This window comes from Acuticoccus sediminis (assembly GCF_003258595.1).
Lineage (GTDB): Bacteria > Pseudomonadota > Alphaproteobacteria > Rhizobiales > Amorphaceae > Acuticoccus > Acuticoccus sediminis.
Genome location: NZ_QHHQ01000012.1, coordinates 36,583 through 57,564, shown reverse-complemented (window position 1 = coordinate 57,564; position 20,982 = coordinate 36,583). Strand labels below are relative to the sequence as shown.

The window sequence follows — 20,982 nt, the reverse complement described above, 5'->3', positions numbered from 1 at the left end:
GCTCAGGCGGACGGGTTCTCGGCGCGCAGCCCGGTGAAGTGGTCGGCGGTCTCGGCGACGGCCCTGGCGAAGAGCAGCATGTCGGTGCCGTAGGCGATGAAGCGGTAGCCCTCCTCGACGCGCTTGCGGAGCCCCTCGCGGTCGGGATGGACGACGTGGAGCCCGGAGGGCTTGTCGTGCTCCCTGACGATGGAGGCGATGCGCGAGAGCGCGGCGGCGACCTCGGGGTCGTCGAACCGGCCGGGCTTCCCGAACGAGGCGGAGAGGTCGTAGGGCCCCACCAGGAAGCCGTCGACGCCGTCGACGTCGAGGATCTTCTCGAGGTTCTCGGCGCCGCGCCAGTGCTCGATCTGGACGATCAGGACGAGCTCGTCGTCGCTCCGGTCGCGGTAGGTGTCGAAGTCGAGGCCGAAGCCCTGGGCCCGGGCGAGGCCGACGCCGCGGCTGCCGCGGGGGGCGTAGTAGACGCTGTCGCGGGCGCGCTCGGCCTGCTCGACCGTCTCCACCATGGGGCAGATGATGCCGTTCGCGCCGGCGTCGAGCGCGCGCTTGGCGTAGAGCGGGTCGTGGCCCGAGACGCGCACCAGGACGGGCTTGCCGGCGAGCTGGCTGATCTGGATCGAGGTGAGCAGCTCGTTCGTCGCGATCGAGGTGTGCTCCATGTCGATGGCGCAGAAGTCGAACGCGGCGCGGGCCTGGATCTCGGTGGTCTGCGGATAGCCGAGCTGGTTCCAGGAGCCGAACAGCAGCTCCTTGGCGGCGAGGCGTTGCTTGAGGGATCGGTCGGACACGTCTCACCTTGGGTTCGCGCGGGGTGCGCCGGACGGCACGCAGCTAGCCGGTTTGGACCGCGTTCGGCGAGGGGCGTCAAGTCCGGGACGCGGGCGGGCGCGGCGGACCGGCGCGCCTCACCCCGTGGCCGTGGTCCCGCCGCTGCGGGGCGGAGCGCCCGGCGCCGTCCGGTCCCCCCGGTTCTCTGGCCGCGCCGTTCTCTGGCCGCCCCGTCCTCGGGTCGTTCCGTTCGCCGGGCTCAGCCTTCGCCGGCGCGGAACTCGCGGTAGAGCGCCTCCAGGCGCTCCTCCACGAAGGCCGCGAACGCCGGCGCGGTCCGGGTGTCGATGGTGATCACCGTGCGGCCGGGCCCGCGCGAGACGGTCATCGGCGAGGCCTCCTGCACCGGCCGCGGCGCCGTCGTCGCGGCGGCACGGGCCGCCCGGGCGGCCGCGGCGCGCATCGCGAGGGCGTCGAAGACGGTCTTGAAGCGCTCGTCGGTCGGCAGATGCGCCGCCGCCGCCACGGCGGTGAGCGCCGCCTCGGCCCCCTCCTCCCGGCAGAGCGTCACCAGGCGCAGCCAGCGCGGCCGGCCGGCCTTGGGCGCGCGGCCGATCCGCGGCGCCAGCCCCTCCGGCAGGCCGTTCGCGACGGCGAGCAGCCGGGCGAGCTCGGACTTGTCGACGCCGAGCGCCTTGCCGACCGTCGGCCGCGCCATGCCGCGCGCCACGAGCGCCGCCGCGAAGTGCGCCCGCTCGATGAAGGTGAGGTCGCGCCGGGCGTTGTTCTCGCGCCCCTGGGCGAGCACCAGGGCCTCGTCGTCGAGGGGCCGCACGATCGCCCGCACCGGACGGCGCAGCATCTGGCACGCGCGCCAGCGGCGGTGCCCGTAGGCGATCTGGTAGCGCCCCGGCGTCCCGGGGTGCGGGCGCACCAGGATGGGGACCGCCTGGCCGCCCTCGGCGATGCTCTGGGCGAGCGCGGTGAGGCCGGTCGGGTCGATCTCGGCCGGGTCCTCCACGGTGCCCTCCGGCTCGGCCTCGTCGAGACGGTCGCGCACGAAGGACGGGTCGACGAGGCCGGTGTCGAGCTCGACGACGCTCTCGCGCGCCTCGGCCGGGTCGGTGATCCTGTCGAGCGCGAGGCCCATGGTGCGCACCGCGCCGGAGCGCACCGGCGCCGCCGGCCGGGGGGGCGCCGCCTCGCCGCCCGGCGCCGCCTCGACCGAGAGAAGCCGTTCCATGGCCAGTCGCCGCTTGGTCATCGCCCTCTCCCGTTGTCAGCTGTCAACGTCGGCTCCGCCGCGCCGGCGCCGTCCGCCGGCGTGTCCGGCCGGCACCGGCCCCCTCGCCCGCCGGCCGCCGTCCGGCCCGGCGCCACCGGATCGGATGTCGCCGGGTCCGATGTCGCCGGGTCCGGCATCCCCCGGGCCGGCATCATTCGGCCGCCTGCGCCGGCACCGAGCGCCGGTCCCAGACGCCGCGGATCAGCGCCTCGATCTCGCCGTTGACCGCGTCGAGGCTTTCCAGCGCCCGGTCGTAGGTCGAGCGCGTCATGCCCTCGCGGCCCACCTCGTAGAGCGTCTGCTTGGAGAGCCCGGCGTCGGCGAGCGCGGTCGACTTCACCATGGCGTTCGTCAGCACCCGCTCGCCGAACAGCGAGCGCAGGAACCCGGCCACCTGCGCCTGCGGCCCGTCCTTCGGCTCGTAGCGCGTCAGCACGTAGCGGAAGAAGTCGAGCTCGACGTTGGCGCCCGCCCGGCGCACCACGTCCATGAGGTCGGCCGTCATGTTGAGGAACTGGCTCATCGAGGCGATGTCCAGCATCTGCGGGTGCACCGTCACCAGCACCCCGGACGCCGCGCACAGCGCGCCCAGCGTGAGGAAGCCGAGCTGCGGCGGGCAGTCGATCAGGATCACGTCGTAGCGCGCCGACACCGCGGCCAGCGCCGTCGCCACGCGGCTGTAGAACGGCGCCTGCCGCGTGCCGCGCTCCATCAGCGCCCGCGGCGTCTCGTGCTCGAACTCGTGGAGCTCGAGGTTCCCCGGCACCAGGTCGAGGTTGGGGAAATAGGTGGTGCGGATGACCTCCTCGACCGGCCGCGGCTCGTCGTAGCGGATCGCCCCGTAGAGCGTCTCGCCCGACGAGACGTCCGCCTCCGGCTGGTAGCCGAAGAGGCTCGACAGCGAGGCCTGCGGGTCGAGGTCGACGGCGAGCACCCGGAAGCCGCGCATCGCGAGGTGCTGGGCGAGGTGGACCGTCGTCGTGGTCTTGCCCGAACCGCCCTTGAAGTTGGCGACGGCGACGACCTGCGCCCCCTCGTGCGGCGGCCGGTTCGGCAGGATCACCCGCGCCTTCGCCCCGCCCTTCCGGGCGAGGTGGGCGCGCAGCTCGTGGATCTGGGCGAGGCTGTAGGCGTGGCGGTTGCCGGACTGGCGCGCCGGCTCCGGCCCCTCGCCCGCCCGCGCCAGGTGGCGCAGGTACGAATCCGTCACGCCGAGCAGCCGGGCCGCCTCGGCGCTGGTGAACGGGCGCAGCGTCTTGACCATCTCCGGCTCGAAGATCTGCGCCCTCAGCCGCGCGATCTGCGCGCTCAGGGTGGCGGCGTCGCCGGCGATCGTGTCGTAGCCGACGCTCCCCGTTCCGCTCACCTGTGCCGGACCCGCCTGGACCGGACTCATGTGTGTCACGCCGGTGTGCGTCATCCCGGGCCGCGCCTCCCGTTCACACAAAAACACGCCATCGCTCCCCGACGGCGTGACACAAGCTATCGCGCGTGAGGGCTAAGGCGGCGTTAACGGCGGCGCCGGGCCCCGCCTCAGCGCCGCCCGCCGGCGATCTTCACGCTGTCGGGCTGGGCGCGCAGCCGCCACATGGCGAGCACCCCGAGCGCCGGGCCGATCGCCAGCACCGCGAACGCGTAGCGCCAGGTGAGCGCCTCGATGAGCAGGGGCATCGCCTGGATGGTCCCGAAGGTCAGCAGGAAGCCGAGCGAGGTCTGCAGCGTGAGCATCGTGCCGATCAGGCGCGGCTCGGCGAGCTCGGCGATCGCCGCCGAGAACTGCGCCGAGTCCGCGACGATGGTGACCCCCCAGATCACCGCGACCGTGATCAGCACCGCCGGCCCCAGGGGCGGCACGAAGCCGATGAGCGCCGCGCACGTCCCCGAGACCGCCATCGCCGCCATCGTCACCGCGGTCCGGCCGAAGCGGTCGGCGAGGACGCCCGCCACGATCGAGCCGGCCCCGCCCGAGGCGATGACGACGAAGGTGAGGAGGCTCGCCGACGGCGCCGCGCGCCCGCTCTCCATGAGCCCCCAGCCGAGGAAGACGCCGATCCACGCCCACATCGCGTAGAGCTCGAACATGTGGCCGAGATAGCCCGCGTTGGCGAGCAGGAGGGCCGGCCGCCGCAGCGCCGTCCACGCCTCGCCCGGAATGAAGCGCGGGCTCACGGTATGGCGCGGGCCGAGCCCGATCGTCAGGATCATCCCCGCCGCCAGGTAGGCCGCGGCCGACGACACGACGATGGTGACGCGCCAGTCGAGCCCCGACACCGCGGCGATGAGGTGCGGCAGCGCCGAGCCGAAGGTGAGGGCGCCCACCAGGATGCCGATGAGAAGCCCCACGCCGCGGTCCGCCCACCCCGCCGCGATCTTCATCCCGACCGGGTAGACCCCCGCCATCATCGCCCCGGTGACAAAGCGCAGCCCCACCGTCGCCGCGGTGTCGAACCCGGCGACGAGGACGAGGAGGTTCGCCGTCGCGCCGATCGCCGCCGCCGCCGCGAACAGCCGCCGCGGGTCGAGCCGGTCGGCGAGCCCGTACCAGGCGCTCACCAGCGTGCCGGCGACGAAGCCGAGCTGCACCGCGCCGGTGAGGAGCCCCGCCTGCTGGCGCGAGATCGCCCCCGCCTCGATGAGGCTCGCCGCGGCGGACGTCGCCGAGAACCACAGGGTGATCGCCAGCACCTCGGCCAGCACGAGGACGGCGACGGACGCGAGCTTACCGGTCATGACGGACGGCGCCGCCGGCAGGGCCGGCCGACATGGGCCGGGCGGCCCTGAAAGGGACCGGGGCGGGGCATGAGACGGGGCAGGGGGACGGGACGGGCATCGACGGCGTGCATCGGGAAAGCGGAGCGGCGGGGCGGCTTGGCATCGTGCAAGGAGGCATCGTGCAAGGAGGCATCGTGCGAGGGGGCGTCATGCCGAGGGAGCGTCATGCGGATGTCCGTGCCTGCGCTGCGCCCTCGGGATGCGCGACGGGCGCCGGCGGCAAGGGTCGGAAGCGGCGATCTCCGCATGTCACCGCCGGAGGGTCAATCGAGGCGAAAGGCACATCCGCGTGAGCCGCGCCCGACCGCTCCCCGCCGCTCCCGACCCCCGGGTTGTCAGCTGACAACCCGCCGCGGCGGCCCCGCAGCGTCGATGGCGCGGGGATAAGAGGCGGGATGAGCGGAATCTACGCGCTGTAGCCGCGGCGCTGCTTGGCACGCGTGAGCGCGCACAGCGCGTCGATCGCCTGACCCGCCGAGGCGTAGCGGTCGGTCCGCACGCGCCCCGCCGACCCCAGCCGGCCCCACTCGCGCACCAGCGCCCACTCCCCGAACAGCGTCGGCTGGATCGACAGGCTGTAGAACCGCCGCTTGTTGTGCGTCGGGTCGATGCAGCGCAGCCTCACGTCGGTCGGAAACAGGTCGAGCTGCACGATTGCCAACACTTACTCCATCATCGCAGCGACGCGAGCCGAGGCCGGCCAGAATAGCCCCTCGCCCCGCAAAGGTTGAGGCGCGGGAAGGCGTCGTCCACGGGCAATTCGGCAGGCGCCGGCCGACGCCGCGAAAGCCCGGGGGAAGGAGGGCGACGACGGCACGAGGGGCGGGGGCGCACGTTCCGCCGACCCTCCTCGGAACCGCCGGAGCCTCCGGCGGGCTCGGGACCCACCAGCGATCAGGTCCCGCCTGACCGCCGGAACCGCCGTCGCGCTTGCCCCCTGGCAGCGTCCGGGACCCGGCGCAAGGGCAAGCGGCTTCGCCGGCCTCCGGCCCCTTGCACCGGGTCCCGGACACTGCCTTTCAGGGGGCGCGACGGCGGCTCCGACGATCAGGCTCCCGCCCCGGATTGCGTGAGCGCCGCGCAAGGGGTGCCGAAGAAGAGGGGCAGGGGAAGGGGAAGGGGAGCGCGTCGCCGGGGTGAAGACCTTGCGGACGCCGGCAACTCGGAGGGGAGCGGGGGCGGGGAAGCCGTGAAACCGCGAGGCGGTCCCGGCCACCGCCTCCCGGGTGCCCGCCGCCGCGAACGGGGCGGAGCCGCCAGTCAGGCCCTGCCGTCAGGCCGGCCAGTCCGGCCCGCCAGTCGGTCCCGCCGGCCGGACACGGGCCGGACCCGGGTCAGACCAGGCCGACGATCCCGCTGGCCGTCGTGCCGGTCGCGCGCACGCGCGTCGTCGCCACCGGAAGCACCATGCTGCCGCCCACCGCCGGGAAGGTCACCGTCGAGCCGCTCGCGGTGATGAGGTTCACGTCGCCCCCGTTGCCCACGTAGATCGCCCGCACCGCCTGGGTCAGGTCCGTGGTGTCGTTCGGGGTGATCGGAAAGGCATCGACCGCCGGGGCGGTGACGCTCTGCGAATACGTCTGGAACGGATTGTCGGCCATCGGCGCGCCTCCTTGAGCGGGTCGGTCTCGAGGGGCCGCCCCCTCGGGTTCACCCGCCAAGTTCTACAGCCGCCCCGCCGGCCGGGGACAACTTCGCCACGCGGCGCACCGGAGCACCGGGGCGGGGCCGCCCCGCGCGGCCCGCCGCCGGGTGCCCCGGGTCGCCCCGGGTCGCCCTGGCGCCGGCCCGACCCCCGAGCGGCCGGCCCGGTCCCCGGCTGCGCCGGCCGCCGATCCGCTTGAGGCCGTTGCCGAAACCGCCGGGCCCGGTGTAGCGACGAGGGAAGGTCGCAACCCCCGCTCCCCGGCGCGGCGCCCCGTCCCGTGTCCCCGTCGGCGAGAGGCCCGCCGACGAGGAGCCCGCGGACGAAAGACCCGACGGACGGGGAACCATGGACGAGGGAACCCGGGAGCGAGGGGACCCCAGAGCAATGAGATCGCGGTGACCCCTTCCCCGGACGCAGCAGGCCCCCGCCAGATCGGCGACACCGCCTACTACATCGTCGCCATCCTCGTCGGCGCCGTCACCGGCGTCATCGGCACGCTCCTCCACCTCGGGGTCGACACGCTGCTGCACTGGCCCAAGGCCCTGCACCGCGTCATCGACGACCTCGTCGACGTCAGCGTCCCGCAGGCCATCCTGATCGCCGGCGGCGCGGCCGCCCTCGCCGTCGTGCTGTCGGTCTGGATCACCCGCACCTTCGCGCCGGAAGCCGGCGGGTCGGGCGTCCAGGAGATCGAAGGGGCGATGGAGGGCCGGCGCGAGGTCCGCTGGCGGCGCGTCCTGCCGGTGAAGTTCTGCGGCGGCCTCCTGGCGCTCGGCTCCGGCCTCGTCGTCGGGCGCGAGGGACCCACCATCCACATGGGCGCCTCGGTCGCCCAGGCCGCGTCCGAAACGCTGGGCCTGCCCGTGCGCGAGACCCGCGGCCTCCTCGCCGCCGGCGCCGCCGCCGGCCTCGCCGCCGCCTTCAGCGCCCCGCTCGCCTCCATCCTCTTCGTCATCGAGGAGACGCGCCGCCAGTTCCCCTACTGCCTCAGGACCTACACCGCCGTGATGCTCGCCTCCGTGACCAGCGGCATCGTCACCGAGGAGCTGACCGGGCGCAGACCCTTCATGTTCGTCTCCGTCCCCGAGCTGCCGCTCGCCGCGCTGCCCGCCTTCGTCGGGCTCGGCATCGTCCTCGGCATCGTCGGCGTCGGCTTCAACCGCTCGCTGGTGTGGTCGATGGACCGGGCCCTCGCCTTCGGCCGGCGCACCTCGTTCTACATCATCCCGGCCGTCGTCGGCTTCGTCGTCGGCATCCTCCTCATCGTGCTGCCCTTCGCCACCATGGGCGGCGAGCAGCTCGCCGTCTCGCTGATGAGCGAGAACCTCCCGCTCGCGATGATGGCGCTCGCGGTCTTCATCCGCTTCATCATGACGATGGCGAGCTACGCGACCGGCGTGCCGGGCGGCATCTTCGCGCCGATCCTGGCGCTGGCGACGGCGATCGGCCTCCTCTACGGCCTCGTCCTCGACGCGGCGCTGCCGTACCTGCTGCCGGCGGGGGCGCTGCCGTCCGGCGCGCTGCCGGCGCTGGCGGTCGCGGCGATGGGCGGGCTCTTCTCGGCGACGGTCCGCGCCCCCCTCGTCGGCGTCGTCCTCATCGCCGAGCTGACCGGCGACTACAACGCCTTCGTGCCGGCGATCGTCACCTGCCTGTTCGCCAATCTCGTCGCCGACCGGCTGGGCGGGCGGCCGATCTACGAGGTCCTCCTGGAGCGCACGCTGCGCCTCGCCGGCGAGGCGCCGCCGGTCCCGCCGGCGTCCGAGCGCCGCCAGATCGGCGGCTGGGACCAGAGGTAGGCGCCGATGGCCGCGTCCCGCCCGCATCCCGGCCGCGGTCCCGCCGCGTCCCGGCCGGGGGAGGGCGCGGATCCGGGGAGACCTGATATGCGCCGCGCCGGGCCGGGTGCGACGTGGAAGGCACGCGCAGACGCCGCGAAATCGGCTAAGGATCGCAAATAGGCAAATCCCTCCGTCCACGGACCCGGGGCCTGTCCGGGGTCGCGGCCGTCTCACAGGTCTTTATGCTTCAGTCTGCCCAGCCGCCTCTCGCCGACAGTGCCAGCCGCGTCGACCCCGCGGACCTCCGCTGGCGCCTGCGCGGCGCGACGGCGGCGGCGCACGAGACCCTCGACCGCCGCTTCGAGACCCTCGCCGATCCCGGCGACACGCGCGCCTACCACGCCTTCCTGCGCATGAACCACGCCTGCCACGCCCTCCTCGAGGCCTGGCTCGCGCCGGTCGTCGGCCCGGCGCGGGATCCCGCGGGGCGGGCGGCGGCCCCGGCCGGCGCGGTGCCCCCGCGCCAGCCCCTCACGGCCGCCCTCGCCGCCGACCTTGCCGCCCTGGACCTCGCCCCGCTGCCCCGCGACGGGCTCGCCGATCTCGTGACCGCGCTGCCACAGGGTCTTTCCGAGGCGGCAGGTGTTCTCTATGTGCTGGACGGTTCCAGGCTTGGTGCGCGCATGATCCTCAAAGGGTGGGCGCGACAGAGTAAAGGCTTGCCTTCCACGGTGTATTTGACGGCAGCAGCGGCCAGCTCAGGGCCTGTTTTCGGCGCATTCGACGCCTTGTGCGCGCACATCGACCCGGCTGATGTCGCGCAGACCATCGTTGCTGCTCAAGCAGCTTTTAAACTATTTGAAAGGGCCAGCGCCCTGACGACCCAAGGCGAGGCATGACGGACGACCCCCAAGCCTTCTCCGTCGACCTGTCGAACTGCGACCGGGAGCCGATCCACCTCCTCGGGCGGATCCAGGCCTTCGGCTACCTCATCGCCGTGTCCATGGACTGGATGGTCCAGCACGTCTCGGCCAACATCGCCGAGATCGCCGGCCGCAGCCCCGACGACTGCCTCGGCATCCCGCTGTCCGAGCTGCTGCCCTCGCCGAGCGTCCACGACATCCGCGACCGCCTCCAGGGCCTCTCGCCCGGCGAGGGCTCGGAGCGCATCTTCGGCATCGACCTCTTCGGCAACGGCCGCCGCTTCGACCTCGCGATCCACGTCTCCGGCCACCACTCCATCGTGCTGGAGGCCGAGCCGTGCATGCCGTCCGCGACCGGCTCCGGCATCCTCGTCAAGACCATGATCGGCCGCATCGAGCGCTGCACCACCCTCGAGGCGCTCCACGTCGAGGCCGTGCGCCAGCTCCGCGCCGTCACCGGCTTCGACCGGGTCATGCTCTACCGCTTCGCCCCCGACGGCTCCGGCAGCGTCATCGCCGAGGCCGCCCGCCGCGGCATCGAGCCCTTCCTCGGCCTCAACTATCCGGCGACCGACATCCCCGCCCAGGCGCGCCGTCTCTACGTGCGCAACCGCACCCGCATCATCGCCGACGTCGGCGCCGAGACGGTCCCCGTCGTCCCCGGCGTCGACCCGGACGGCACCGTCCTCGACCTCTCGCTGTCGGTGACGCGCGCGGTCTCGCCGATCCACGTCGAGTACCTCACCAACATGGGCGTCGGCGCCTCGTTCTCGATCTCCATCGTCATCGGCGGGGAGCTGTGGGGCCTCTTCGCGCTGCACCACTACGGGCCGCGCCGCCTCTCCATGGAGCTGCGCTCCACCCTCGAGCTGTTCGGCCAGATCGTCGCCCTCGTCATCGAGGGGCGCCTCGCCAAGCAGATGCGCCTGGTGGAGGAGGCCGCCCGCAACCTCCACGACAAGGTCGTCGGCCGCCTCGTCTCCACCTCGCCCTCGCCGGACGAGCTCATCAACTTCGCCGCCGACTTCCGCGAGATGATCCCCTCCGACGGCTTCGCGGTCTGGTCGGAGGGCCGCGTGCGCACCGTCGGCACCTGCCCCTTCCCCGACGACATGCCGGGCCTCGCGCGCTTCCTCAACCGCGCCGCGGCGAGCCGCGTCTACGTCACCGACGAGATCTCCGCCGCCTATCCCAAGGCCGCCGACTTCGCCGACCGCGCCGCCGGCCTCATCGCCATCCCGATCTCGCGCACGCCGCGCGACTACCTGATCTTCTTCCGCCGCGAGCTGGTGGAGACGGTCACCTGGGCGGGCGACCCGACCCGCAAGGAGGCGAGCTACGGCCCCAACGGCCCGCGCCTGTCGCCGCGCAAGAGCTTCGAGGCCTGGCAGGAGACCGTGCGCGGCAAGTCCGCCCCCTGGAGCGCCTCGGAGCGCAAGTCCGCCGAGGCGCTGCGCGTCGCCATCCTGGAGGTGCTGCTGCGCTTCAACGAGGAGAACGAGCGCCTGCGCGAGGTCGCCTCGCAGCGCCAGGAGCTGCTGATCGCCGAGCTCAACCACCGGGTCCGCAACATCCTCGCCGTCATCCGCGCCGTGGTGCTGCAGAGCCGCGGCAGCGCCACCTCGGTGAACGACTTCGCCTCGATCATCGGCGGCCGCATCCAGGCGCTCGCCCGCGCCCACGACCAGATCACCGATTCCTCCTTCGCCGCGCAGAGCCTCGAGGGCCTCGTGCGCACCGAGGCGGAGGCCTATGTCGGCGAGAAGGCCGGCCGCTTCGAGCTCTCAGGACCCCCGGTCCTCGTCAACGCCGAGGCCTTCTCGACCCTCGCCCTCGTGATGCACGAGATGGTGACCAACTCGGCCAAGTACGGCGCGCTGTCGGACTCCACCGGCATCGTCAGCGTCGACTGGAGCCTCGACGACAACGCCGCCTGCACCATCGACTGGCGCGAGAGCGGCGGCCCGGCGGTCCAGGCGCCCACCCGCCGCGGCTTCGGCTCCACCATCATCGAGCGCTCGATCCCGCACGAGCTGGGCGGCGAGGCGACCCTCAACTGGCGCCTCAAGGGCCTCGAGGCGCGCTTCGTGCTGCCGGCGAAGGTCATCTCCATGGGCAGCCCCAACGCGGCCCCGGCGCCGGCCCAGGCCGCCGCACCCGCCTCGCCGGGCGCCCTCGCCGGCCTGACCGCGCTGCTCGTCGAGGACAACATGATCATGGCCCTCGACGCCGAGCAGATGCTCCTGGAGCACGGCCTCGGCAACGTCTTCACCGCGATGAGCCTCGCCGACGCCATGCGCATCGTCGTCGAGGAACGGCTCGACGTCGCCATGCTCGACGTGAACCTCGGCAACGAGACGAGCTTCCCCCTCATCGAGCCGCTCAACGCCAAGGGCGTGCCCTACGTCTTCGTCACCGGCTACGGCGAGACGCTCGACCTGCCGGACGAGGCCGTGCCCGGCACGATGTCCATCAAGAAGCCCTACTCCGCGGCCGACATCGTCGAGGCCCTGGCCGCGGCGGTGAGCCGGCAGGCCGGCTGAGGCGCCCTCCCGGCTCCCCGCGAGGGCGCCGCGGCCCACGGTGCGAAACATGACGCGAAACATGGTGCGACACGCCCCGTGGACCGCATGGGCGCGTCCGGAGCGGTGACGGCGGGAAAGCGGCACCGAAAGCCGTCCGGGATGCCGTCGTGATCCATCCCCGGCGCCGGTCGCCGCGCATCCTCCCCGATGCCGCACGGCTTCGCGTGAGCGAGGTCCGCCTCCGCCCCGACGGCGACCACCTCCGGCCAGCCACGATCGAAACCAAAGCCGATCGAATACGTGAAGGACGGGAACGCCTGGTCTCCGACGACGAACCGCGCATGCCGCCCGAAGCGGGAGACGTCCGTTTCGATGTCGTCCTCAAGCCGGTCGCCCATGACAGCGTCCTCCGCGAGGCCTCGGCTCGAACCTCCTAGCATCGTCCTGTCCGAGGCACCCGCGGAAGACGCTGAAGCCGGAAGCGACGGCAACGGTCCGGCGATGGACGGCACCGCGGCCGACGGCACCAGGGCGACGACGCCGGGGCCGACGACGCCGGCGGGAGGCGCGCGGCGGGGGCCAGGGTCCTGTCCGGACCGCGGGACCGGCTGTCCGGACCCGGCGCCACGGGGCTCTGGGAACGGGGCTCTAGGAACCGGGGCTGCAGGAAGGCAGGGGGCCAGGGGGACCTGAGGCCCTGAAACCACAGGTTGGGCTTTCGTCGGGGGGCCGGCCCCCCGGCGCCCGCTTCGGGCTTGTGAAGATGCTTTCCCTCCCGCTACAGCCCTCTCGCCCGGAATCCAGAAGGATCCCGGAGGGTCCCGAAGGATCCGGGGAATTCCTCCGGGCCCACGCCCCGGACCGACCGGAGAACGCCATGCACGGCACCCTCGTCACCGCTCCTGCGGGCCGCTCGCGGCGGACGCCGGGTATAGGGCGTCGCCCGCCGGAGACCCGGGCCCGCCGGCGGGAACGCCGATGAGGCGCGTCAGGGACGGCGGGCACCTCGCCTTCCTCGGCTCGCCCGGCGCCGTCGCCGATGCCGGCACGCTCTCCACCGAGGCGCTGCTCGCCCGGCTCGGCGCCAACGCCGGCAACCTGATGTTCCAGCACGCCGCGCCGCGCCTCTTCGCGCACGAGGCGCGCCACCTCACCACCCTCTCCGGGCCCGAGGCGGAGGCCGTCCTCGCGGACGCCAGGGCGCTCGTCTTCCCCGCCGCCAACCACCTGCGCCTCGGCACCGACTGGACGGGGCTCGCCAACGGCCTCGCCCGGACCGACTGCCCGCTCGTCGTCCTCGGCCTCGGCAGCCAGGCCCCGTCCGCCGACGGCGAGGCGGCCACCGTCGCGGCGCTGACGCGCGACCCGTCCGTCTCCCGCCTCGCCGCCGTCCTCGCCGAGAAGGCGGTGTTCGTCTCGGTGCGCGGGACCTTCTCGCAGCGGGTCTGCGAGGCGCTCGGGCTCACCGGCACCGAGCCGCTCGGCTGCCCCTCCCTCTTCCTCAACCCGCGGCCGGACCTCGGCCGGGCCGTCGCCTGGCGCCTCGGCAAGGCGCGCGAGAAGGGCGGCGCCGCCCGCATCGCCCTCGCCGCCGCCGCGCCCTTCGAGATCCAGGACCAGGACGAGAAGCTCGCCGCCGAGCGCGTCCTCTTCGCCGGGACGGTGCGCGGCAACGGCCTCTACGTCCAGCAGTCGGGCGGGACGGCGGCCGCCGCCATGGCGAGGGGCACCTTCGCCGAGGTGCCCCTGTCGGCGGTCCTCTCGATGCGCCGGATCCTGGCGCCGGAGATGGGCCTCGACGACTTCGTCGCCGTCATGCGCCGGCGCGGGCGCCTCTTCACCGACGCGGCGCGCTGGATCGAGGCGGTGAAGCCGTTCGACGCGGTCTTCGGCACGCGCCTCCACGGCAGCATGGCCGCCCTCGCGGCCGCGGTCCCGGGCGTCGTGGTGACGCACGATGCGCGCACCGCCGAGCTCGTCGAGACGATGGCGCTCCCCACCCTCACCCTCGCCGAGGTGGTCGCGGCCGGGCGCGTCGAGGCCATGCTGGAGCGCGTGCGCTTCGACGCCGGCCTCTTCGACGCCGGCCGCCGCCGCATCGCCGCGGGCCTCGCCGCCGCCTTCGCGCGCATCGGCCTCGCCCCCGCCGAGGACATCGCGGAGCTCGGCCGTTGACCTCGCCGGGCGACTGTGACGATCTGGCGGCCGTGGGCGCAGCAGAAGGACCGTCGGGACGCGGTCGCGCGGATCGCGGAACGGCAGAAGGCCGGACGGGAAAAGGCCTGACGAGAGAAGGCCTGACGAGAGAAGGCCGGGCGGAGAGGGTGTGATGAGTGAGCCGCTGGCCTTCATGGGAACGCCGGGATTCGTGCGCGACCCCTCCCGGTTCGACACCCCCGGCCTGCTCGCCGCGCTGGGGGCCAACTCCGGCAACCTGATGTTCCAGTACGCGGCGGCGCAGCTCCTCGCCGGCCCGCAGCGCCACATCGGCCGCTCCGAGATCCCCTACACCGATCCCGCGGCGCTCCGCGGGGCGAAGTACGTCGTCGTGCCGGCCGCCAACCACCTGCGCCTCGGCGCCGACTGGACCGGCTTCTCCAACTTCCTGGAGCGGGCCCGGCGGCCGCTGGTGGTGCTCGGCCTCGGCGCCCAGTCGCCCCGGCTCGGCGGCGAGCGCGGCACCATCGAGGCGCTGAAGGCCGACCCCCAGGTCTCCCGCCTCGCCGGCGTCATCCGCGAGCGGGCGGCGTTCGTCTCGGTGCGCGGGGCCTTCTCGCAGACGGTCTGCGCCGAGTTCGGGATCGACAACGTCGAGGTGCTGGGCTGCCCCTCCGCGCTCCTCAACCCGGACCCGGAGGCGGGCGCGGCGATGGCGGCGAAGCTCGAGGCGGCGAGGGCGAGCCCCGAGGTGCCGCTCTTCGGCCTCACCGCGGCGGCCCCCTTCGAGATCGCCCGCGAGACCGAGAAGCGGGCCCTCGAGCGCAGGCTCTTCGCCTGGCTGCGCGCCCGCGGCGGGCTCTACGTGCAGCAGTCCGGCGGGCCGGAGGCGGTCCACGCCGCGGGGCGCTCATGGCAGACGGTCCCGGCCGGCGCGCGCGGGACCATCAAGTCGGTGCTGGAACCGGGCGCGGGCGACGACGAGTTCTGGAGCTTCATGGCCCGCCGCGGCCGCTTCTACACCAGCGCGCCGGAGTGGATGAAGGAGATGGGCCAGCTCGCACTGATGCTGGGCACGCGCCTCCACGGCAACATGGCGGCGATCGCGGCCGGCACGCCCGGCGTCGTCATCGCGCACGATTCGCGCACCGGCGAGCTCGCCGAGACGATGCATCTGCCCGCCGTCGACATGGAGGCGGTGATGGCCGCGTCCTCGATCGGCGAGGTCCTGGCGGCGGTCCGCTTCGACGGCCCCGCCTTCGACGCCTGGCGCCGGCGGACCGCGGCCACCCTGGCGGACCGCATGGCCGCGCTCGGCATCGGCGTCTCGGCGCATCTGGAGCGCCTGGCGGGGGTGGCGGCCGAGCCGGCGGCCTCCTGACGGCGCCTTTTCGGGGTCCTCGTTCGCGTTCGGAAACGCCGGAGCCTCCGGCGGGCTCGGGTCCCACCAGCGATCAGGTCCCGCCTGACCGTCGAAGCCGCCGTCGCGCTGGCCCCCTGGCAGCGTCCGGGACCCGGCACAAGGGCAAGCGGCTTCGCCGGCCTCCGGCCCCTTGCGCCGGGTCCCGGACGCCGCCTTTCAGGGGGCGCGACGGCGGCTCCGACGATCAGGCTCCCGCCCCGAATTGCGTAGGCGCCGCGCGAAGGTGCCTGCGGCGCGGTCGTCGGAGAGCGCCGGGGACGGGGCGGCCTCGGGCGTGGAGCCCGGTCGGGCGACGGGTGATCTAAGTCCTTTTTTGCAAAGACGAAATGATCGTTCGGTCGATCCTGGCCCCGTGGTTGCGATCGACTTCGGGGAGATCCGTCATCCTCTTGTCTCTTCAAGTGGATTGACAGACGAGCGGCCAACAGTGGAACGTCGTTTCGAATAAACGCGCCATCAAACGAGCGCGTCATCACGGTGGAAACGGTCCAGACAAGGGCGGGGGATTTGATCGACACCAATGGTGCCGGACATGTCCGGGTCGACGGGGTGACGCTGTCCTTCGGCGGCATCAAGGCGCTGAAGAACGTGACGTTCGACGTCCGGCCCGGGGCGATCAACGCGTTGATCGGCCCGAACGGGGCCGGCAAGACGAGCCTCTTCAACTGCATCTCGGGCTTCTACCGCCCCTCCTCGGGCACGATCAGCGTGGACGGGCGGGACATCACGCGGCTGCGGCCGCCGGCGCGGGCGAAGCTCGGGCTCGCGCGCTCGTTCCAGAACATCGCGCTCTTCCGCGGCATGACGGTGCTCGACAACATCAAGCTCGGCCGGCACGCGCACATGTCGACCAACCTCTTGCAGGCGCTCGTCTATTTCGGGCCGGCCCAGCGCGAGGAACTTGCCCTGCGCGAGGAGGTCGAGCGGCGGATCATCGACTTCCTGGAGATCGACCACATCCGCCACGCCCCGGTCGCGGCGCTCTCCTACGGCCTGCAGAAGCGGGTGGAACTCGCCCGGGCGCTCGCCATGAAGCCGCGCGTCCTGATGCTGGACGAGCCGGTCGCGGGCATGAACCGGGAGGAGACCGAGGACATGGCCCGCTTCATCCTCGACGCGAAGGAGGAGTGGGGCCTCACCATCCTGATGGTGGAGCACGACATGGGCCTCGTCATGGACATCTCCGACCACGTCGCGGTCCTGAACTTCGGCGAGATCATCGCCGACGGCACGCCCGGGCGCGTGCGCGACGACCCGCACGTGACGGAGGCCTACCTCGGCTCGGGCGACCCGGCGGCGCTGATGACGCGCCTCGCCCGGGAGGCGGCCGAGTAATGGACTGGCTGTTCTTCGCCGAGGTCTCGATGGCGGGGCTGGGCTCGGGGGCGCTCCTGGCGCTGACGGCGCTCGCCTTCGTGCTGATCTACAAGGCGACGAAGATCATCAACCTCGCGGTCGGCGAGGTCCTGATGTTCGGCGGCTACCTCTACTTCGCGTTCGCGGCGGGGTGGGGCCTGCCGGCGTGGGCTTCGATCCCGCTCGCGGTGATCGGCGGCGGCGTCGTCGGCGGCATCGTCGAGCGGGGGATCATCCGGCCGATGCTGGGGGAGAACCCGATCTCGGTGTTCATGGTGACGGTGGGGCTGGGCTCGGTGCTGATCGGCCTCACGGAGCTGATCTGGGGGCCGAACCCGCGCTCGGTGCCGGCCTTCGTCCCGTCCTCGCCGGTGTTCATCGGCGAAGCCTACGTGTCGCGCAAGATCCTGGTGAGCTTCGTGGTGGCGGGGGTGGTGATCGCGCTCTTCGCGTTGCTGTTCCGCTTCTGGCGGGGCGGGGTGGCGCTCCGGGCGACGGCGACGGACCAGGCGGCGGCCTATTCGTGCGGGATCGACGTGCCGCGGGTGTTCGCGGCGGCGTGGATCCTCGGCTGCGCCACGGCGGCGGGAGCAGGGGTGCTGCTGGGCTCGATCGGCGGCCTGTCGGTGGAGATGGGCGCGTTCGGCCTGTCGGCGCTGGCGGTGGTCATCGTCGGCGGCCTCGACTCGATCCTGGGGGCGCTGATCGGCGGCCTGACGCTCGGCCTCGTCCAGTCGTGGACCAGCACCTACTGGGGCGGGGAGTACGTGAACCTCACGACCTTCTCGATCCTCCTCGCGGCCCTGGTGGTGCGCCCCTACGGCCTGTTCGGCACCCATGACATCGAGAGGCTCTAGGATGACCGGCTCCAGCGGCATCGACGCCCTTCCGGCCGGAGGGCCGCATCCTCGTCAAGGGCCGCCCGGAGCCGCGCGCGGCCGCAGAGGAGCATGGCGGGGACGGGGCGCGGCCCTTCCCGCGCCCGGCGGCGCCATCCTCGCATCGGAGCCCCGGCCATGCTGACCGGCACCGCGAAGGAGACCTACGCCGCCGACGAGGCGCTGCTGACGACGCGGCCGCACAAGCTCTGGATGGCCGCGTTCATGGCGCTGCTCGCCGTCGCGCCGTTCCTGCTCAACGACTACTGGCTCTACCTCCTGTGCCTCGCCACGATCTACGTGGCCTCGGCGACGGGCCTCAACATCCTCACCGGCTACACCGGCCTCGTCAGCCTCGGCCACGCCGCGTTCATGGCCGTCGGCGCCTACACGGTCGCCTTCCTGGAGCGGGAGACGGGACTGCCGTTCCTCCTCAACATCCTCCTGGGCGGGCTTCTGGCGGCGGCGCTGGGGGCCGTGGTGGGGCTGCCGTCGCTCCGGGTGAAGGGGCTCTACCTCGCCATCGCGACGATCGCCTTCTCGTTCATCCTCCACTTCGTCTTCGTGCACTTCGAGGGGGTGACGGGGGGCAACCGCGGCATCAACGTCGCCCCGGCGACGATCTTCGGGCACGAGCTCTCCACCTACTTCGACCTCTACTACGTGATCATGCCGGTCACGGTGCTGCTCGTCCTGGGGGCGGCGAACCTCTTCCGCACCCGCATCGGGCGGGCCTTCATCGCGATCCGCGACCGGGACATCTCGGCCGAGGTGCTGGGCATCCCGCTGCTGCGCTACAAGCTGATGAGCTTCGCCGTCGCCGCCTTCTACGCCGGCGTCGCGGGCGGGCTGTGGGCCTACTTCTTCCGCCTCGTCACGCCCGAGACGTTCCCGCTGCTGACCTCGATCTTCCTGCTCGCGGCGATCATCGTCGGCGGCATGGGGACGATCCTGGGCGGCATCATCGGCGCCGTCTTCATGACGCTGACGCCCGAGGCGCTGCGCGTCGTCGTCGATATCCTGTCGCTCTTCGTCGACAACGCGGCGGGCGTGCTGTCGCCGATCCGCACCGTCGTCTTCGGCGGCCTCATCATTCTCTTCCTGGTGTTCGAGCCTCAGGGGCTCGCCGAGATCATCCAGCGCATGCGCCGTTTCCTGCAGCTCTGGCCATACAAGCGATAAGGGGAGGACCAACCATGAACCGCATGATCGGAGCCATTCTCGGCACCGCGCTCTTCGCCCTGCCGGCGGCGGCGCAGGACGAGATCGTCTACGGCGGCTCGCTGCCGCTGACCGGCGTCTTCGCCTTCGCCGGCGAGGAAGGCGTGAAGGGCATCGCCGACTACATCGACATCGTCAACGAGCAGGGCGGCATCGCCGGACGCAAGGTGCGCTTCGAGTACGAGGACACCGGCTACCAGGTGAACCAGTCCATCGCCGTCTTCAACAAGCTGACCAGCCAGTACCCGGTCTCGCTCTACTACGGCGACTCCACCGCCTTCGCGAAGACGATCGCGCCGGAGCTCGAGCGCATGAAGACGATGATCGTCGGCGGCGCCTCCTTCGCCTCGGAGATCAACGACCCGGTCAAGTTCCCGTACCAGTACATGGCCGGGCCCGACTACGGCGAGATGGTCGGGATCCTGATGGAGTACATCGCCAGGGAGACGCCGGGCGCCAAGGTCGTGCTCGTCAACTCCGACACCGAGTTCGGGCGCGACCCGATCGCGGCCTCGCGCGCCGCAGCCGAGCGGCTGGGGCTGAACATCGTCGAGGAGATCGTCACCGCCCCGGGCTCGGTCGACGTCTCCACCGAGGTGCTGAAGCTGCGCCGGGCGCGGCCGGACTACACGATCTTCCACGGCTACGTCCTGTCGCCGCTGCCGGAGTTCATGTCCCAGGCCCGCGAACTGGGCCTCGAGACCAAGTTCATGGGGACCTTCTGGTCGATGGACGCCTCGATCTGGCGCTCGGTCGGCGCGCCGGCGGACGGCTTCATGGGCGTGATGCCCTACCGCTACTACGACGACGAGGCCGAGAACGCGCCCATGCTCGAGGAGATCCGCAAGCGCCGGCCGGAATACCAGGCGTCCTACTACACGCAGGGCTTCCTCTCCGCGATGCTCGCCCTCGAGGCCACCAGGCGCGTCCTGGAGAAGGGCGAGGCGCTGAACGGCGACACCCTCAAGGCCGCCCTCAACACCATCGAGGACTTCGACACCGGCGGCATCATCGGCGTGCCGATCTCCGTGCCGGGCAACTCGGTCCCGGTCGGGCGGATCTACCGGTTCGACGCCGCCAGCAGCCACATGGAGCCGGTGAGCGACTGGATCACGCTCGAGCCGAAGACCGGCACCAGGGACTGAGGCCGTGCTGGCCCCGACGCCGGCCGAGGCGCCGATCCTGTCGGTCGAGAACATCGAGGTCGTCTACAACGACACGATCCAGGTCCTGCGCGGCCTCTCGCTCCACGTGCCGCGGGGACAGGTGGTGGCGCTGCTCGGCTCCAACGGCGCCGGCAAGTCGACGACGCTGAAGGCGATCTCCGGGCTCCTGGGGCTCGAGAACGGGGCGGTGACGGCCGGGCGCATCCTCTTCGACGGGGCGCCGACCGGCGCGGAGGCCCCGCACGCCCTGGTGCGCCGCGGCCTCTTCCACGTGATGGAGGGGCGGCGCGTCTTCGAGGACCTCACCGTGGAGGAGAACCTCACCGCGGCGACCTTCGCCCTGTCGGGGCGCGGCGTGAAGGCGGCCTCGTTCGACCTCGTCTACGAGTATTTCCCGCGGCTTCACGAGCGGCGGCGCGGACGGGCGGGATACCTCTCCGGCGGCGAGCAGCAGATGCTGGCGATCGGGCGCGCGCTCGTCGCCAGCCCCAAGCTGATCCTCCTCGACGAGCCGTCGCTGGGGCTCTCGCCGATCCTGGTGGAGGAGATCTTCGCCATCATCGCCCGGATCAACCGGCAGATGGGCGTCTCCATGGTGCTGGTGGAGCAGAACGCGGCCGTCGCCTTCGCGATCGCCCACACCGGCTACATCATGGAGACGGGCAAGGTGCAGATCGACGGGCCGGTCGAGCGGCTCGCCCGGGACGAGGACGTGCGCGAGTTCTACCTCGGCACCGGCGGCGGCGAGGGCCGCAGGAGCTACCGCGACGTGAAGCACTACAAGCGGCGCAAGCGGTGGCTGTCGTGAGGGCGCGAACGGGGGCCGCACCGGGGCGGGAGGCCGTGCCGCGAAGGCGAGGGGGCGTTCCCCCCCTCGCGCTCCCCTCCGTCTCGCCGACGGGCAGGGGTCCGGATCAGACGGCCGCTGCGCGCCCGGCTGTTCCGGTCCCCTGCTTCGAGGCTCTGCCGGGCCGCGGGCGCGTCAAGGGTGAAGGCTTCGCCCGCTTCGCGCCCTTGACCCGCCCGCGGCCCGGCGCAAGCACGCCGCCGCCGTGCCGTCCCGCACGGCCCGACGG

The 20,982-nt window shown here is 72.6% G+C and carries 17 protein-coding genes; 10 read left to right on the top strand and 7 right to left on the bottom strand.

Annotated features, from left to right (window positions below; all coding sequences use genetic code 11):
* Positions 1 to 2 precede the first annotated feature (2 nt).
* From DLJ53_RS32065 to DLJ53_RS32040, 6 genes are all read right to left on the bottom strand, one after another.
* Positions 3 to 791, bottom strand: coding sequence for an HpcH/HpaI aldolase family protein (locus DLJ53_RS32065; protein ID WP_202913471.1), 789 nt, complete (start codon positions 789 to 791; stop codon positions 3 to 5).
* A gap of 239 nt (positions 792 to 1,030) precedes the next feature.
* Complete coding sequence (gene repB, locus DLJ53_RS32060) at positions 1,031 to 2,035, bottom strand: plasmid partitioning protein RepB (protein WP_111352403.1); 1,005 nt, start codon at positions 2,033 to 2,035, stop codon at positions 1,031 to 1,033.
* A gap of 172 nt (positions 2,036 to 2,207) precedes the next feature.
* Positions 2,208 to 3,452: a plasmid partitioning protein RepA gene (gene repA, locus DLJ53_RS32055; RefSeq protein WP_111352453.1), complete on the bottom strand. Its 1,245-nt coding sequence runs from the start codon at positions 3,450 to 3,452 to the stop codon at positions 2,208 to 2,210.
* Positions 3,453 to 3,589: 137 nt separating this feature from the next.
* Positions 3,590 to 4,786: an MFS transporter gene (locus DLJ53_RS32050; protein WP_111352402.1), complete on the bottom strand. Its 1,197-nt coding sequence runs from the start codon at positions 4,784 to 4,786 to the stop codon at positions 3,590 to 3,592.
* A 448-nt stretch (positions 4,787 to 5,234) separates the two neighbouring features.
* Positions 5,235 to 5,480, bottom strand: a complete 246-nt coding sequence (locus DLJ53_RS32045; RefSeq protein WP_319005154.1) for a WGR domain-containing protein — start codon at positions 5,478 to 5,480, stop codon at positions 5,235 to 5,237.
* A 682-nt stretch (positions 5,481 to 6,162) separates the two neighbouring features.
* Positions 6,163 to 6,429 carry a spike base protein, RCAP_Rcc01079 family gene (locus DLJ53_RS32040; protein WP_111352401.1) on the bottom strand — a complete coding sequence of 89 codons (267 nt, stop codon included), beginning with the start codon at positions 6,427 to 6,429 and terminating at the stop codon, positions 6,163 to 6,165.
* A gap of 442 nt (positions 6,430 to 6,871) precedes the next feature.
* On the opposite strand from DLJ53_RS32040, the gene clcA reads away from it, so the two are divergent.
* From clcA to DLJ53_RS32025, 3 genes are all read left to right on the top strand, one after another.
* On the top strand, positions 6,872 to 8,275 hold the full coding sequence (gene clcA, locus DLJ53_RS32035) for a H(+)/Cl(-) exchange transporter ClcA (protein ID WP_244935210.1): 1,404 nt from the start codon (positions 6,872 to 6,874) through the stop codon (positions 8,273 to 8,275).
* Positions 8,276 to 8,499: 224 nt separating this feature from the next.
* Positions 8,500 to 9,156: a biliverdin-producing heme oxygenase gene (locus DLJ53_RS32030; RefSeq protein WP_111352400.1), complete on the top strand. Its 657-nt coding sequence runs from the start codon at positions 8,500 to 8,502 to the stop codon at positions 9,154 to 9,156.
* On the top strand, positions 9,153 to 11,723 hold the full coding sequence (locus DLJ53_RS32025) for an HWE histidine kinase domain-containing protein (protein ID WP_111352399.1): 2,571 nt from the start codon (positions 9,153 to 9,155) through the stop codon (positions 11,721 to 11,723). Before DLJ53_RS32030 ends, DLJ53_RS32025 begins: the two co-directional genes overlap by 4 nt.
* On the opposite strand, the gene DLJ53_RS32020 is transcribed toward DLJ53_RS32025, so the two are convergent.
* Positions 11,663 to 12,103: a DUF4262 domain-containing protein gene (locus tag DLJ53_RS32020; protein ID WP_111352398.1), complete on the bottom strand. Its 441-nt coding sequence runs from the start codon at positions 12,101 to 12,103 to the stop codon at positions 11,663 to 11,665. The genes DLJ53_RS32025 and DLJ53_RS32020 overlap by 61 nt on opposite strands.
* Before the next feature lie 580 nt (positions 12,104 to 12,683).
* Between DLJ53_RS32020 and DLJ53_RS32015 the strand changes: the two genes are divergently transcribed.
* The 7 genes from DLJ53_RS32015 to DLJ53_RS31985 all read left to right on the top strand — a co-directional run bounded on the left by DLJ53_RS32015 (position 12,684) and on the right by DLJ53_RS31985 (position 20,714).
* Complete coding sequence (locus DLJ53_RS32015; protein ID WP_111352397.1) at positions 12,684 to 13,880, top strand: glycosyltransferase family protein; 1,197 nt, start codon at positions 12,684 to 12,686, stop codon at positions 13,878 to 13,880.
* Positions 13,881 to 14,034: 154 nt separating this feature from the next.
* Complete coding sequence (locus DLJ53_RS32010) at positions 14,035 to 15,243, top strand: polysaccharide pyruvyl transferase family protein (protein WP_111352396.1); 1,209 nt, start codon at positions 14,035 to 14,037, stop codon at positions 15,241 to 15,243.
* Between the two features lie 549 nt (positions 15,244 to 15,792).
* Complete coding sequence (locus tag DLJ53_RS32005) at positions 15,793 to 16,620, top strand: ABC transporter ATP-binding protein (RefSeq protein WP_111352395.1); 828 nt, start codon at positions 15,793 to 15,795, stop codon at positions 16,618 to 16,620.
* On the top strand, positions 16,620 to 17,498 hold the full coding sequence (locus DLJ53_RS32000; protein ID WP_111352394.1) for a branched-chain amino acid ABC transporter permease: 879 nt from the start codon (positions 16,620 to 16,622) through the stop codon (positions 17,496 to 17,498). Before DLJ53_RS32005 ends, DLJ53_RS32000 begins: the two co-directional genes overlap by 1 nt.
* Before the next feature lie 159 nt (positions 17,499 to 17,657).
* The gene (locus DLJ53_RS31995; RefSeq protein ID WP_111352393.1) at positions 17,658 to 18,701 is read left to right on the top strand and encodes a branched-chain amino acid ABC transporter permease; all 1,044 of its coding nucleotides are present in this window, start codon (positions 17,658 to 17,660) and stop codon (positions 18,699 to 18,701) included.
* A gap of 14 nt (positions 18,702 to 18,715) precedes the next feature.
* A complete protein-coding gene (locus tag DLJ53_RS31990; RefSeq protein ID WP_111352392.1) occupies positions 18,716 to 19,885 on the top strand; it encodes an ABC transporter substrate-binding protein in 1,170 nt (389 codons plus the stop codon).
* Between the two features lie 4 nt (positions 19,886 to 19,889).
* On the top strand, positions 19,890 to 20,714 hold the full coding sequence (locus tag DLJ53_RS31985; protein WP_211100714.1) for an ABC transporter ATP-binding protein: 825 nt from the start codon (positions 19,890 to 19,892) through the stop codon (positions 20,712 to 20,714).
* The last annotated feature ends 268 nt before the right edge of the window (positions 20,715 to 20,982 follow it).